Source organism: Clostridium sp. LY3-2, from assembly GCF_024705715.1.
GTDB lineage: Bacteria > Bacillota > Clostridia > Clostridiales > Clostridiaceae > Clostridium.
Genome location: NZ_JAMDLQ010000013.1, coordinates 1 through 14,368 on the forward strand (window position 1 = coordinate 1; position 14,368 = coordinate 14,368).

14 protein-coding genes are annotated in these 14,368 nt (G+C 29.6%); 5 read left to right on the top strand and 9 right to left on the bottom strand.

Going from position 1 to position 14,368, the window contains the following annotated elements:
- The 3 genes from M4I33_RS03465 to M4I33_RS03475 form a co-directional block, all read left to right on the top strand.
- A partial coding sequence (locus M4I33_RS03465) for a nucleoid-associated protein (RefSeq protein ID WP_257915486.1) occupies positions 1–833 on the top strand: 833 nt, incomplete at its 5' end.
- Between the two features lie 480 nt (positions 834–1,313).
- Positions 1,314–2,186: a polysaccharide deacetylase family protein gene (locus M4I33_RS03470; protein ID WP_257915487.1), complete on the top strand. Its 873-nt coding sequence runs from the start codon at positions 1,314–1,316 to the stop codon at positions 2,184–2,186.
- Positions 2,187–2,191: 5 nt separating this feature from the next.
- Positions 2,192–2,797: a bifunctional 2-polyprenyl-6-hydroxyphenol methylase/3-demethylubiquinol 3-O-methyltransferase UbiG gene (locus M4I33_RS03475; protein WP_257915489.1), complete on the top strand. Its 606-nt coding sequence runs from the start codon at positions 2,192–2,194 to the stop codon at positions 2,795–2,797.
- Positions 2,798–2,844: 47 nt separating this feature from the next.
- Here the strand turns inward: M4I33_RS03475 and argF are convergent, their stop codons facing one another.
- From argF to M4I33_RS03510, 7 genes are all read right to left on the bottom strand, one after another.
- Positions 2,845–3,765, bottom strand: a complete 921-nt coding sequence (gene argF, locus M4I33_RS03480) for an ornithine carbamoyltransferase (protein ID WP_257915490.1) — start codon at positions 3,763–3,765, stop codon at positions 2,845–2,847.
- Between the two features lie 116 nt (positions 3,766–3,881).
- Positions 3,882–5,039 carry an acetylornithine/succinylornithine family transaminase gene (locus M4I33_RS03485; RefSeq protein WP_257915491.1) on the bottom strand — a complete coding sequence of 386 codons (1,158 nt, stop codon included), beginning with the start codon at positions 5,037–5,039 and terminating at the stop codon, positions 3,882–3,884.
- Positions 5,040–5,054: 15 nt separating this feature from the next.
- The gene (argB, locus tag M4I33_RS03490; RefSeq protein ID WP_257915492.1) at positions 5,055–5,903 is read right to left on the bottom strand and encodes an acetylglutamate kinase; all 849 of its coding nucleotides are present in this window, start codon (positions 5,901–5,903) and stop codon (positions 5,055–5,057) included.
- Positions 5,904–5,906: 3 nt separating this feature from the next.
- The gene (gene argJ, locus M4I33_RS03495; RefSeq protein ID WP_257915493.1) at positions 5,907–7,121 is read right to left on the bottom strand and encodes a bifunctional glutamate N-acetyltransferase/amino-acid acetyltransferase ArgJ; all 1,215 of its coding nucleotides are present in this window, start codon (positions 7,119–7,121) and stop codon (positions 5,907–5,909) included.
- 24 nt (positions 7,122–7,145) lie between these two features.
- Complete coding sequence (argC, locus tag M4I33_RS03500) at positions 7,146–8,183, bottom strand: N-acetyl-gamma-glutamyl-phosphate reductase (RefSeq protein ID WP_257915494.1); 1,038 nt, start codon at positions 8,181–8,183, stop codon at positions 7,146–7,148.
- 18 nt (positions 8,184–8,201) lie between these two features.
- Entirely contained in the window at positions 8,202–9,590 is a 1,389-nt protein-coding gene (gene argH, locus M4I33_RS03505) for an argininosuccinate lyase (RefSeq protein ID WP_257915495.1), read from the bottom strand.
- 13 nt (positions 9,591–9,603) lie between these two features.
- Entirely contained in the window at positions 9,604–10,818 is a 1,215-nt protein-coding gene (locus tag M4I33_RS03510) for an argininosuccinate synthase (protein ID WP_257915496.1), read from the bottom strand.
- A 232-nt stretch (positions 10,819–11,050) separates the two neighbouring features.
- Between M4I33_RS03510 and M4I33_RS03515 the strand changes: the two genes are divergently transcribed.
- Complete coding sequence (locus M4I33_RS03515) at positions 11,051–11,368, top strand: DUF1540 domain-containing protein (RefSeq protein WP_257915497.1); 318 nt, start codon at positions 11,051–11,053, stop codon at positions 11,366–11,368.
- A 36-nt stretch (positions 11,369–11,404) separates the two neighbouring features.
- Here M4I33_RS03515 and M4I33_RS03520 read toward each other — a convergent pair whose 3' ends face one another.
- Together M4I33_RS03520 and M4I33_RS03525 are read right to left on the bottom strand one after the other, a co-directional pair.
- Positions 11,405–11,785 (bottom strand): DUF4363 family protein, encoded by a 381-nt coding sequence (locus tag M4I33_RS03520; protein WP_194191155.1) that lies wholly within the window; start codon positions 11,783–11,785, stop codon positions 11,405–11,407.
- The gene (locus M4I33_RS03525) at positions 11,782–12,591 is read right to left on the bottom strand and encodes a DUF421 domain-containing protein (protein WP_257915498.1); all 810 of its coding nucleotides are present in this window, start codon (positions 12,589–12,591) and stop codon (positions 11,782–11,784) included. The genes M4I33_RS03520 and M4I33_RS03525 overlap by 4 nt, the downstream gene beginning before the upstream one ends.
- Positions 12,592–12,700: 109 nt before the next feature.
- On the opposite strand from M4I33_RS03525, the gene M4I33_RS03530 reads away from it, so the two are divergent.
- Complete coding sequence (locus M4I33_RS03530; RefSeq protein WP_257915499.1) at positions 12,701–14,359, top strand: nucleoside kinase; 1,659 nt, start codon at positions 12,701–12,703, stop codon at positions 14,357–14,359.
- Positions 14,360–14,368: the final 9 nt, after the last annotated feature.

Consider the following 14,368-nt stretch of genomic DNA (forward strand, 5'->3'; position numbering starts at 1 on the left):
AAGTAGTTCAAGATTATTTAAATGGAATAGAAAATAATTTAGTAGAACTATCAAAAGAACTAGCAAGGCAGATGTTTGCAATTATGAATGGAAATACTAACATCCCATCTTGCGACTTAGTAATAGCATCTATAATAACAGACCAAGGTCCTATGATTGCTGTATTAAAGATGGATTACGTAAAAAATTTCACACATCAAATAGAGTTTGTAGACAATAAGATCGGAATAGGGATAGTTCCACAATCAGCAGGTCTTCCAGGTAGCGGTCAAAAGATTCAAAAGGCTGCATTTATAAAACCTATAAGAGAAGAAGAAAATTATAATTTAATGGTTTTAGATAAGCAAAGAAAAAGTAAAAAAGACGAAGAGTACGGAGCAAACTATTTTATAAATAACTTTTTAGGTTGCAGTATAGTTCAAAACGAAAGAGACATAACAAAAACCTTTGTAAATGCAACCGAAGCTTGGACTAGAGAAATATATAATGAAAAACCTTTAAAAGCAATGGAGATACGTGATGCAGTTAAAAAAGGTTTAATGGAAGAAGAAATTATAAATATAGAGAAGTTTTCAGAAGATGTATTTAAAGAAGAATCTATTAAAGAGAATTTTAAAAAGTTTATAAAAGAACAAGGGGTAGAAGAAGTTGAAGTAGATAAAACTTGGGCTGAAAAGAAACTTAAGAGAGTAAGACTTAAAATAGATAATGGAATAGATCTTTATTTAAGTAATGAAGATTATCACGATAAATCTAAGTTCGAAGTTACAAGAAATGGTGATGGAACTGTGAATATGACTATAAAATTTGTAACTAATTATATAGAAAAGTAAAGGTGGAGAGATTCCGCCTTTTTCTTTTATTACAAAAATGAAATGTATATGTAATAGAGATAAATATGAGAAAGGATATATCTAAAATATAATTAACTCATAAGATAAATAAATTTTAGGAGTTGATTTTTATATGAAAAAAGTAATAGAGTTAATAAAAGTAATTTTCATAATAGCTTTTGTAGGAGGAAATGAATTAACAGAAGAAGATAGAAAGGAAATGCAAATAAGCATTTAATTTAATATTATGATTTTAAATATGTGATTTAGGCTAAGTTTCAATTGCAAGAAATTTAGCCTAATTTTTTTTAAAATTAATATGAAGAAAATATTACAATTTTCATTTAAACCTTTATTCTCGTTAAGTTTATGTTAAAAAAAGTCGATAAAAAGATATATATTAATAATTATTTAATTGAAATTAATAAATACTAAAATTCAAAAAAATAAGAGAAATATAAACTAGGGGGATAAATAATAATGGATAACAAAAAGAAAATAGTTATAGCTTATCATTCTATAGATGGAGATAATGAAAAAGCTGTAAGGGGATCTTTTCCGATAACTATGGAAAGATTTAAAAAACAAGTAGATCTTATAAAAAGTAAAGGGTGGAAATTTGATTTTCTATCAAATATTAATAAACCTATAGAAGAAAATACAGTATACATAACAGGGGATGATGGTACTGTTGACTGGGTTAGAAATGTACTTCCTTTCTGTGAAGAAAATAAAATTCCAACTCAAACTGCAATTATAACAGGACCGTGGCTAAACAATCCAATATATCCAATAGCACATAGAGTCCAAATTGCATTAACTATAAAAGATAGAGAATATAATTTATTAAAGCTTACAGAAGAAGAAAAAGAATATATAGATAAAGTTTATAAATATGAAACTGATAGTACTAGAAGATATGTAAAGGGATGTTGTAATTTACTTTATGATAATGATGGTGCAGAAGAGGTGCTTGGAACTCCAGGGTATGAAGAAGCTTTAGAACTTTCTAGAAGATTTGCTGAAATAGAAGAATATAAAGGATATGAGTATGCAGAATATGGAGTACATACTGTAACGCATAGAGCTTTTGACGGAGATGTAGATAAATACATAGATGAAGAGATAATACCTTGCTTAAATATGTTATTAAAAAATAAATTAAAAGCAGTTAAATACTTTACACTTCCTATGAGACCTATGTTTAATAGCACAGTTTTACAACTTGTAGAACCTTTAAAGTCGTTAGGTTTTGATGGAATAGTAGATGGAAATGGGCATTATGATGGAAAGTCTTTTATAATTCCTAGAATAGATGCAAAACAGGTAGAAGAATATTTTGAGGGGAGATAAAAATTATGGCTAAATTTAATAATCCTAAAAAGTGGACTGGAATGAAATATCCAGATAGTGAGTTAGTTGGTCTAATAATGAAATACGTAAGAAAAGATATGAAAAAAGGTGATATCGGGATTGATATAGGGTGCGGTCCAGGTAGACATGTAAAACTACTAGAAGAAGTAGGATTTGATTCTTTTGGAATTGATATAGATCCACTTATGATAGAGACTTGTAAAAATAATGGAGTAAAAGCTATTATAGGTGATCTTAATAGTTATACTTATGAAGGTGAAGTTAAAGTAGTTACTTCTTGGGGATTAAATATGGTTACTCCAAATGTAGCTATAAATATAGCAAAAAATATAAATCCAGAATATTTAATAATGGACTGGAGAAGTAAAGATGATAATAGCTGCTATAGTTTTAGTGAAAATACTATCATAAATAAAAATACAGTTTTAATAAAGAAAGAAAACCACGTTTTAGATGGATTAGAGTATATATTCCACAATGAGGATGAACTAGAAATAGAAGGGTATGACTTAATATACTGTCAAAAGCTAGTTAAAGATAATGGGAAAGAAAAGCACGGGTGGTATCAAACTGTACACAAAAGAAAATAAATTTAAAAAGATACAGCCTTATTAATTTATTTAATAAGGCTGTTTTTTTATTTCATAAGTTTTAAAAGAATTGCTTTTTGTACGTGAAGTCTATTTTCTGCTTCATCAAAAATAGAAGAACTATATTTTTCTAAAATTTCCTCGGAAATCTCTTCTCCTCTGTGAGCTGGCAAGCAGTGCAAAACAATAGCATCATTTTTAGCGTATTTCATCAAACTAGAATCTACGCAAAAGCCTTTAAAATATTCTAGCCTTTCTTTTGCTTCTGATTCTTTTCCCATACTCGCATAAACATCAGTTATTACAATGTCTGCATTCTTTATTGCATCTTTTGGAGTATCGTATAAGTTAAATCTGCAATTATTTATTTTTGAAATTTCTTTAGCTAAAGAAATGTAAGAGTCTAATGGTTTATAATCTTTAGGCGTCGCTATATTAAAATTCATAGAAACTTTTAAAGCACCTACCATAAGAGAGTGAGCCATATTATTGCCGTCACCTATATAGCAAATATTTAAGTTTTCAAAAGAATTTTTATATTCTCTTATAGTCATTAAATCAGCTAAGACTTGGCAAGGGTGTTCATCATCTGTAAGTGCGTTAATTACAGGGATAGATGAATATTTAGCTAAGGTTTCTATATCTTTTTGAGAAAAAGTTCTAATCATTATCCCGTCTATATATCTAGATAAAACTCTCCCTGTATCTTTTATAGGTTCGCCTCTACCTATTTGAAGGTCGTTACTACTTAAAAAGAGTGGGTTACCACCTAAGTCTAACATCCCGACTTCAAAAGATACCCTAGTTCTAGTTGAAGCTTTTTCAAATATCATACCTAAAGTTTTACCTTTAAGGTGTGCGTGGTCTATATGGTGTTTTTTTTCGTATTTTAATTGGTCTGCTAAGTTTAATATTTCTAAAATTTCATCCTTTGATAGGTCATTCATTTTAAGTAAATCTTTTTTCATAAATACCTCCAAAAATAAAAAAATAGGGAGAAAGTAACTACAACCCAGACTTCTCCCTGTAAATAAGTATTTAGCATTTTAGAAATGACTTAACCCACATATATAGATTAAATCAATTATTCCATCCTGTCTATAACTTTTAGTAATATTTTACAACCCTTTATTAATTCTTTTTCAGTAAGAATTAATGGGGGGAGTAGTCTTATTATATTCGGGCCAGCAGTTAAAACTATTAACCCTTCTTTTAAGGCTTCTTTTTGAACTTCAGAGCTATTAAATTTAGTTTCGATTCCTATCATAAGCCCTCTACCTCTTATGGAAATAATTTTCTTGTTTTCCTTTAAAATATCAAATGCTAGTTTTCCGAGGTTTGATACAGAGTTTAATAAAGAATCATCTTCAAATCTTTCTAAAACTGCAAGGGCAGAAGAAGCACAAACTGGATTACCACCAAAAGTAGAACCGTGGTCTCCAGGGCTAAATGCATCTTCTAAAGTAGAGTCACAAAGGACTGCACCTATAGGCATGCCGCCTCCAAGCCCTTTAGCTAAAGTTATTATATTTGGAATTACATCAAAATGATTAAAACCAAATAACTTTCCAGTTCGACCTATTCCGCATTGAACTTCATCAAAGATAAGCAAAACATCTTTAGATTTGCAAATTTCGTAAACCTTACGAACATAATCTAAACCTAAAGGGATAACTCCTCCTTCGCCTTGGATAGATTCTAATATAACTGCGCAAACGTCAGGTGTTAATGATGATTTAAAATCTTCTATATCGTTTGCCTTAGTATATTTAAACCCTTCCGGAAAAGGGAAAAAGTAATCGTGAAACTTCTCTTGACCTGTAAGCTTAAGTGTAGCTAAAGTCCTTCCGTGAAATGATTTTTCTAAAGACAATATAGTAGTTCTGTTTTTGTCTTTGTATTTAGAAAAACTATATTTTCTAGAAAGTTTTATTGCACATTCATTAGCTTCTGCACCAGAGTTTGAAAAAAATACTTTAGACATATTAGAGAGAGCGGTTAATTTATTACTAAGATTAATTATTGTATCATTTAAAAATATATTAGAAGTGTGATTTAATTTTATTATTTGATTTATTATATTATTAGTTATTGATACGTTTGAATATCCTAAGGAGTTTACTCCGATTCCACTTCCAAAATCTAAATATTCTTTTTCAAAAGTATCATATAAATAAACTCCAGAGCCTCTTTTCATAATTACAGGAAGAAAGGCGTAGGTGTTTAAAAGAGAGTGGTCCATATATTATTACCTCCTTTAATAAATCATAGTTCCAATTCCGTCGTCTGAAAAAAGTTCTAATAGTATTGAGTGAGGAATTCTACCGTCTATTATGTGAGCTCTTTTAACTCCCATCCTTATAGCTTCAACGCAGCAATCAACTTTAGGAATCATGCCTCCATTTATAACTTTATCTGCATAAAGTTTAGGAACGTGGTGAAGTCTTATCTTTGAAAGAAGAGAATTTTCATCAGGGGGATTAACTAAAACACCTTTAACATCAGTTAATAAGATAAGTTTCTCTGCACCTAGGGCAGAGGCTATTTTTGATGCGCAAGTGTCAGCATTTACGTTATATATTTTAAAATCATCTTCTGATAATGCAACGCTTCCTATAACGGGAATTAAATTAGAGTTTATAGCCATATTTATTATATCTGTATTTACAGAAGTGATTTCACCTACATACCCTAAAGATTTATCTAAGGGTTTAGCTTTTAAAAGGGAACCATCCATTCCGCATAAGCCTAAAGCTTTACCTGAGTGTTTTTCAAAAAGAGTTACTAGATCTTTATTAACTTTGCCTCCTAAAACCATTTGAACTATTTCAATAGTATCTGAATCTGTTAATCTTAAACCTTCTATAAACTTAGAATCTATATTTAATTTATCTAAATAAGATGAGATAAAAGGGCCTCCCCCATGAACTACAACAGGATTGAATCCAACGCACTTTAAAAGAATTATATCTTTAATAACAGATTCTCTTAAAGAATCTGAAATCATTGCATTGCCTCCGTATTTAATTACTATAGTTTTTCCAAAATACTTTTGAATGTAAGGAAGGGCACGGGTTAATACTTCAGCTCTATGTTTATCTTTCATAAATTAACTCCTATAATCCCCATTTATTTTTACGTAATCGTAAGTTAAATCACAGCCATAGCAGGTAGCAGAAGTATTGTAGTCTCCTAAATTAACTATTATTAATATCTCATCATCTATTAAAATATTACGTGCAAGGTCTTCATTAAAATTAACGGCTTGTCCTTTAGAACATAAAAGTATTTCACCTTTAGAGCTTTTAAAATAAATATCTAATTTTTCTGTATAAAAAGGAATATTTGCATACCCTAAAGCACAAGCAACTCTTCCCCAGTTAGCATCACTTCCAAAGAATGCAGTTTTAACTAAACTAGATTTAATAACAGATTTAGAAAGTTTTACACAGTCTTTTATAGTTTTAGCACCAGTAACGGTGCATGAAATTAATTTTGTAGCACCTTCACCATCTTTAGCTATAAGTTTAGCTTGATTCAAAGTAACTAATTTTAGCATATCTAAAAATTTATAATAACTTTTATCTTTTTTAGTTATTTTATGATTTTTAGAAAGCCCGTTTGCCATTATTATTACCATATCGTTAGTGCTAGTATCACCGTCTACAGTTACTCTATTATAAGATTCATCTACAGATTCCTTTAAAGCTTCATCTAATAGTTTTTTTTCTATATTTACATCAGTAGTTATAAAAGATAACATAGTTCCCATATTAGGTTCTATCATTCCAGAACCTTTAGAAATGCAGCCTATAGTAACTCGTTTTTCATCTAAAGAAAAACTTACAGCAAATTCTTTTTTTGTAGTATCAGTAGTCATAATAGCAGAAGCAGCATCAGAACTTTTAAACTTAGAAAGGCTAGAAGCTAAATCTTTAGTTTTAAGTTCAATCTTTTCTATATCTAAAGGAACTCCTATAACTCCAGTTGAAGCAACTAAAATATCAGAGGATTTTAAATTCAGTTCTTTTGATATAAGAGAAGTCATTTTGTAAGCATCAGTAAGACCGCTCTTTCCGTTACAGGTATTAGCATTTCCACTATTTATAATTATTCCTCTAGAAAAACCATCTTTTAAATGTTCTTTTGTAACTAAAAGAGGTGCTCCTTTAACTAGATTTTTAGTATAAACAGCAGATGTTACTGCACTTACTTCTGAGTAAATAAGAGCAAGATCTTTCCTATTTTTCTTTAGGCCGCAGTGCACTCCAGAGGCTAAAAAGCCTTTAGGTGCAGTTATTGAATAGTCTTTAATTATTTCCAAAACAGATAACCCCCTTTAATATTTTTAAAAGCTTGGACTTATAAAATTTAAACCTGTGTCTTCAGGTAAATCTAAGATTATATTCATATTTTGTATAGCTTGACCTGCAGAGCCTTTTATCATATTATCTATAGCTGATAAAATTATTAAAGTGTTATTTGAATCATTCTTATGAAGAGAGATATTACAGTAGTTTGAAAAAGCTACATCTTTAATATCAGCTGTTTCATTTAAAGGAAGAATATTTATAAAAGGCTCATTTTTAAATTTATCTTCGTAGTGTTTGTGGATCTCTTTAAGAGTTATATCTTTATTTAAAGTGCAGTAAATAGTTGAAAGTATTCCTCTATTTATAGGAAGTAGATGAGGCGTAAAAGTTATATTTACATCTCTTTTTGATATATTTTTTAAGTTTTCTAAAATTTCAGGTATGTGCCTATGAGTTCCTAAATTGTAAGCACAAAAGTTTTCGTTTGCAAAAGTGAAATGTGATTTTTTTGAAAGGTTTCTTCCAGAACCTGAAAGTCCTGATTTTGAGTCTATTATAATGTTGTTTGATTCTATAATATTATTTTGTAGTGCTGGCATTAACCCGAGTTCTATAGAAGTAGGGTAACACCCAGGACACGCTATCAGTCTAGAATTTTTAATCTTTTCTCTATTTAATTCAGGTAAACCATAAACAGATATTTTATGAAGTTCTTTTATTTTAAAGTTTTTATTATAATAAGCTTTATAATCCTCTTCTTTAGAGAGCCTAAAATCAGCTCCTAAATCTATACATATTTTATTTTTAAAAAGGCACTTTGAAGCTATTTCTTCACTTAAACCGTGAGGAAGTGCAACAAATACAATATCTGAAGATTCTATAACTGAACTTGAATCTTCTAGAATTAAATCTGTTTTATTTATAAAGCTTTTATATACAGAATCATATTTTTCTCCTTCAAAAGAAACTGAACTTATAGAAGATACAGTAACTTTTTTATGAAAGGAGAGTAGGAGCCTTAAAATTTCAGCTCCAACATAGCCAGTTGCCCCGATTATACCGACTTTTTTCATCTAACCCCACCTTTTTATTTATTGCTTATTTTTTATACTATTTATAAATTCGTCTAACATTTTTATTTGAAAATTAACAGAAGAAGTAGATGGCCCGCCGATAACGCTTCTTTCTTCAACGCAAGTTAAAAGGTCTACAGCTTTATAAATATCTTCTTTAAATTCTTTTGAAAAAGATTTAAATTCTTCTAAAGTTAAATCTTCAATCCCCTTATTTTTATCTATGCAATATAAAACCATCTCACCTACGATTTCGTGTGCAGATCTAAAAGTTAAACCTGATTTTACTAAATAATCAGCAACATCAGTAGCATTAGTAAAACCGCTTTTACAAGAAAGTTTCATAGCTTCTTTATTTACTTTCATAGTGTTAATCATTCCAGTAAAAGTTTTAATAGAAAGGCTAACAGTATCTAAAGCATCAAAAAGACATTCTTTGTCTTCTTGCATATCTTTGTTATATGCAAGAGGAATTCCTTTCATAACTGTAAGAAGAGTCATTAAATCCCCATATACTCTACCAGTTTTAGAACGAACAAGCTCTGCAACGTCTGGATTCTTTTTTTGTGGCATTATAGAACTTCCAGTGCTATATTCGTCTGATAGTTCTATAAAATTAAATTCGTTTGTGCACCAAATAATTATTTCTTCAGAAAATCTTGATAAATGCATCATTATAATTGAAAGGCAAGATAGAGTTTCTATAGCATAATCTCTATCTGATACAGAGTCTAGGCTGTTTAATGTTATATTTTTAAAGCCTAATTCTTTAGCTACAAATTCTCTATCTATAGGATAAGTAGAAGTAGCTAAAGCACCGCTGCCTAAAGGCATTTCATCTAATCTTTCTAAATCGTCTAGAAGTCTTTTTATATCTCTTTTAAACATTTCAGAGTAGGCTAATAGATGATGTGAAAAAGTTATAGGCTGTGCCTTTTGCATGTGAGTATATCCTGGCATAATAGTTTTAGTGTTTTCTTTTGCTTTAAGAGATAATACCTCTTCTAAATTTAAAAGATCATTTATAATGTCGTTTATATAAGATTTTAGATATAATTTTAAATCAAGTGTAACTTGATCGTTTCTGCTTCTAGCTGTGTGAAGCATTTTGCCAGAGTCACCTATATAGTAAGTTAAAATACCTTCTGTAAAACTATGAATATCTTCAGAAGTTAAATCTATTTCTATAGCGCCACTATTTAATCTTTTTAGTAGTTCAACTAAGCCATCTTCTATTTTTTTTGCTGATTCTTTTGGGATTATGCCTTGCTTTCCAAGCATTTTAGAGTGTGCAATACTTCCTTTTATATCTTCTTTATACATTCTACAATCAACGTTTATAGATGAATTAAAATCATTAACTAATTTATTTGTTCCTTCTTTAAATCTTCCGCCCCAAAGTTTCATAAATATAATCTCCTTAATTTTTAGATTGTTTCATCTTAGCTTGTACAGTTATAGGAAGTCCAAATAAATTTATAAAGCCTTGTGAGTCAGCTTGATTGTAGACTTCATCTTCGTTAAAAGTTGCATATTCTTCGCTATATAGAGAGTGAGGGGATGTTATTCCTGCACTTATTATATTTCCTTTATAAAGTTTAAGTTTTACGTCTCCTGTTACAAATTCTTGAGTTTTATCAACAAAAGAAGAAAGCGCTTCTCTTAAAGGAGTGTACCATTGACCGTTATATACTATATCTGCAAATTTTAAAGATACCATTTCTTTGTAGTGAGAAGTTTCTTTATCTAAACAGATAGATTCTAATTCTTTATGTGCGTAATATAAGATAGTTCCGCCAGGTGTTTCGTAAACTCCTCTAGATTTCATTCCAACTAGTCTGTTTTCAACCATATCAGAAATTCCTATAGCATTTTCTCCGCCTATTTCATTTAATTTTTCTATTAAAGTAACTCCCTTTAACTTTTTACCGTTTAAAGCTTTAGGAACTCCTTTTTCAAAAGAAATAGTTAAATACGTCGGAGAATCAGGTGCCTCTTCTAGAGTTTTAGTCATCTCTAATATTTTTTTATAATTAGGTTCGTTTGAAGGGTCTTCTAAATCAAGGCCTTCATGACTTAAATGCCAAAGGTTTTTATCTTTACTATAATTAGTTTCAGGACTAATATTTAGTGGGATGTTTCTAAGTTTTGCGTATTCAATCTCTTCTTCACGAGATTTTATATCCCAGATTCTCCAAGGTGCAATAATTGGCATATCAGGTGCGTAAGCTTTTATTGCAAGTTCAAATCTAACTTGATCGTTACCCTTACCAGTACAACCGTGACAAATAGCATCAGCCCCTTCTTCTTTAGCTATTTCAACCATTCTTTTACCGATAATAGGTCTTGCAAATGAAGTCCCTAAAAGATATTTTCCTTCATAAACAGCATTAGCTTTTATAGTAGGGAATATATAATCCTCTACAAATTCATTAGTTAAATCTTCAATATAGATTTTTGATGCCCCAGTTTGAATAGCCTTTTCTTCTAGTCCTGAAAGTTCATCTTTTTGACCAACATTTCCAACAACTGCAATAACTTCTTCACAGCCGTAAGTTTCTTTAAGCCAGGGAATTATTATAGATGTATCAAGACCTCCAGAATAAGCTAAAACAACTTTTTTATATTTTTTCATAAAAATAGCCCCCTTTAAATTAACAAATTTTAGTTAATTTAGAATTAATAATATTCATTATACACTTTTAGAATAAATATGCAAGTATTTTGAATAAAAAAAGAAAATATGCAAAAAGTGTATTAAAATATGCATAATAATATGTAAAATATTCAAAAATGTTTTGAAAAAATTTTGAATATATCTTTTTAAAATGCAGATAATATTATTGTAAAGAAGGGAGGAACTCAAAATGACAACTTTAAGATGTACTGTTTCTGATTGTGCACATAACAAACAGAGTCATTGTTGTAACCAAACAATAGGTGTTGGTGGAGGAGTTAATGCATCAGCTGCAGATGAGACTATGTGTAAAGACTTTATAGCAAATGCAGGATCTTTAACTAGCTCTAATGAGGTACCAAACCCAAACTTACTAATTACTTGCAATGCTTCGTCTTGTGTCCATAACGCAAATCGCAGTTGTACGGCAAACAGCGTTGATATTTCTTCAAACGTTACTGCATGTACTTCATGTGACACAGAGTGTAGCACTTTTGCAGAAAAGTAATTAAAAAAGGAAGACTTTTTAGTCTTCCTTTTTGTTTTACAGTATGTTTTTAAAATTAGGTTTTTGAAGTTCTTTTAACATACTTGAAGAATATTTAACTACGTGAATTGAAGCTAAAGCTTCACATTTTTCTTTGCATTTAAGTCTAAGGGAAGTAGATACTACTTGGTTTGTAATAGTATCTAAATCCATATGATTTACGTATATTGAAGATACGAAATTTTCCTTTTGAAGAGAATTTAAAAGACTTAAACATTCTTCGTAAGCATCTTTATAATTATCAGAATCTATATATTTTTCGATTCTATCGCAGGATTCTATAACTGTATCGCATAAAGTTTCAAGTTGTTTGTTTGCAAAAACAACTACTGAGAAAACAGAAGTAAAAAGGATAATTGAAATAATTATATTTCTCATGATTTCATCTCCTTTTCAAATTCATCATAAAGTTGGAATTTGAAATTTCCTCGAGTATCGTAAAGTGCTATTAAGACTTTTTTTATGTCGTAGATTTCAAATTCCTTTAATTTATCTTTAACCCAAATTTCATCTTTATTTATTTTAGTAAGAGAGTTTTTGTTTATCTTACCATCTGAAATTAAGACTTTTGGTAAAAATAAATGGTTAGATTCATTTCCAGAAATAGTTTTTGAAGAATTTGAGTCTATCTCTTTTGAAAACATACTATTATCTTTTGAATAATCTGTTTGTTTGATTGAGTTATCGATTGTGTTGTTGTATTTGTTAAGGGAAACTGGTCCTTCAAAGCCTGAGTTTTGAGTGTCTCTAGGCAAAATTGATATATGACCGTTAGTTTCAAGTATGGCGTATTGTATATCTTCTAAATCAAAGTAACCAGAAAGTCTGATTTCTTCAAGAAGTTCATCTATATTTATCTGCTGATTTTTTAGAGCTGTATAGTTTATTTTACTCTTATAAATCAAAATAGAAGGCTCACCGTCTATAACTCTTCTTGCAACTTGGCTTTTAAGTTGAATTTGAGATAATATCATTTTCATTAAAAGTAGTGTAAGAATAGGAATCACTCCAAGAAGTAAAGGAAGCCTTGTATCTTGCATTGGAAGCGATGCTAAGTCAGATATCATTATAGTTATTACAAATTCATAAGGTTGGAGCTCTCCAACTTGCCTTTTTCCCATAAGTCTCATAACACATATTACTAGAATATATAAAATAACCGTTCTTATAAAAATAATAAACATATAAAACACCTCAATATTAATATCTCTATAATTAAAGTTTTATATTCAAAAAAATAGGTTCTAGTATATAATAAAATAAAGGTATAGAACTTATAGGGAGGCACTAATTATGAATAAATACAACATAACTTTAGAAAACGGAGAAATAGTACAAATAGATAAAGGTGCAAGCTTTCAAGATATAGTAAATACGTATTATAAGGATGAAGAGTGTGATGTAGCTTTATGTAAACTAAATAGCGAATATTATGAATTAGTAGCAGAAGTTAAAGAAAGTGGAGACTTAGAAATAGTAAAATTAGATAGTGAAATTGGGATAAATGTCTATACTAGAACACTTCAATTTATATTTATTAAAGCAGCTTTAGATATTTTTCCAGAAGCTAAAATAACTATAGAACATTCAATTAGTAAAGGCTTATTTGGTGAGATACACAAAGAAAAGGTTTTATCAAAAGAAGATATAGTTTTAATAAAAAATAGAATGAAAGAATTAATAGATGGAGACTTTAAAATAAATAAAATCAAAGTAACTAAAGAAGATGCAATTGAAGTCTTTAAAAGTTATGAAATGGAAGATAAGGTTAAACTTTTAGAGTATGTTGACTTTAATTATGTTAAGCTTTATGAACTTGAAGGAAGATTTGATTATTTTTACGGTCAAATGGCATCAAGGACTGGGATTATTAAAGCGTGGGATTTAATGTATTACGAACCTGGGTTTATTTTAAGAAGTCCTAGAAAAGAAGATATAAATAGTCTTCCAAAATACGTAGAGCAAAAAAGATTATCTGGGATATTTTTAGAAACTGAAAAGTGGCTTAACATCTTAGGTGTTGGTGAAGTGGGAAGCTTAAACGATAAGATAGAACACGGAGACCTTAGAGACGTAGTTATGGTTTCAGAGGCTCTTCACGAAAAGAAAATAGCATATATAGCAGATAGAATTACAGAAAGAAAAGGAATAAAGATGGTTTTAATTGCAGGACCTTCTTCTTCTGGTAAAACTACTTTTGCAAACAGATTAAGTATTCAACTTAGAGTAAATGGATTTGTTCCTATGCCTTTATCTTTAGATGATTACTTTGTAAATAGAGAAGATAGTCCAAGGGATGAAAATGGAGATTTTGACTTTGAATCTATACATTCATTAGATTTAAACACTCTAAATAATCATCTAGAAAGATTACTTGAAGGAGAAGCTGTAGAAATTCCAACTTACAACTTTAGAAGAGGTAAAAGAGAGTGGCTTGGAAATACTATAAAGCTTCCTCAAAACGGAATACTTATAGTAGAAGGTATACACGGCTTAAATCCGATGCTTACAAATGCTATAGATGATAAAAATAAATATAAAGTATATATATCAGCTTTAACTCAATTAAATTTAGATAATCATAACAGAATTCCAACAACAGACGTAAGAAAACTTAGAAGAATAGTTAGAGATTATTTATCTAGAGGGTACGGCGGGGAAGATACTTTAAAAATGTGGCCTTCAATTAAAAGGGGAGAAAAGAAAAATATTTTCGGATACCAAGAAGAGGCTGATGATATGTTTAACTCAACATTAGTTTATGAACTAGGAGTTCTTAAGCCATACGCTTTAAAAGAACTTCAAAAGATTGAAAAAGATAGCCCAGTTTATAACGAGGCTACTAGACTTATTGAGTTTTTAAACTTCTTTAAAGAAATCCCTATGGATAAAGTTCCAGAAAACTCTATCTTAAGGGAGTTTATAGGGGGAAGTTGTTTTTATAAATACTAAATATAAATA

Bases quoted from the DNA above. Each gene is read 5' to 3' on its own strand.
- M4I33_RS03520 (WP_194191155.1), bottom strand. From the start codon at position 11,785: ATGAGAAATATAATTATTTCAATTATCCTTTTTACTTCTGTTTTCTCA.
- M4I33_RS03475 (WP_257915489.1), top strand. From the start codon at position 2,192: ATGGCTAAATTTAATAATCCTAAAAAGTGGACTGGAATGAAATATCCA.
- M4I33_RS03510 (WP_257915496.1), bottom strand. From the start codon at position 10,818: ATGAAAAAATATAAAAAAGTTGTTTTAGCTTATTCTGGAGGTCTTGAT.
- argC (WP_257915494.1), bottom strand. From the start codon at position 8,183: ATGAAAAAAGTCGGTATAATCGGGGCAACTGGCTATGTTGGAGCTGAA.
- M4I33_RS03525 (WP_257915498.1), bottom strand. From the start codon at position 12,591: ATGTTTATTATTTTTATAAGAACGGTTATTTTATATATTCTAGTAATA.
- M4I33_RS03470 (WP_257915487.1), top strand. From the start codon at position 1,314: ATGGATAACAAAAAGAAAATAGTTATAGCTTATCATTCTATAGATGGA.
- argB (WP_257915492.1), bottom strand. From the start codon at position 5,903: ATGAAAGATAAACATAGAGCTGAAGTATTAACCCGTGCCCTTCCTTAC.
- M4I33_RS03530 (WP_257915499.1), top strand. From the start codon at position 12,701: ATGAATAAATACAACATAACTTTAGAAAACGGAGAAATAGTACAAATA.
- argF (WP_257915490.1), bottom strand. From the start codon at position 3,765: ATGAAAAAAGATTTACTTAAAATGAATGACCTATCAAAGGATGAAATT.
- argH (WP_257915495.1), bottom strand. From the start codon at position 9,590: ATGAAACTTTGGGGCGGAAGATTTAAAGAAGGAACAAATAAATTAGTT.
- M4I33_RS03515 (WP_257915497.1), top strand. From the start codon at position 11,051: ATGACAACTTTAAGATGTACTGTTTCTGATTGTGCACATAACAAACAG.
- M4I33_RS03485 (WP_257915491.1), bottom strand. From the start codon at position 5,039: ATGGACCACTCTCTTTTAAACACCTACGCCTTTCTTCCTGTAATTATG.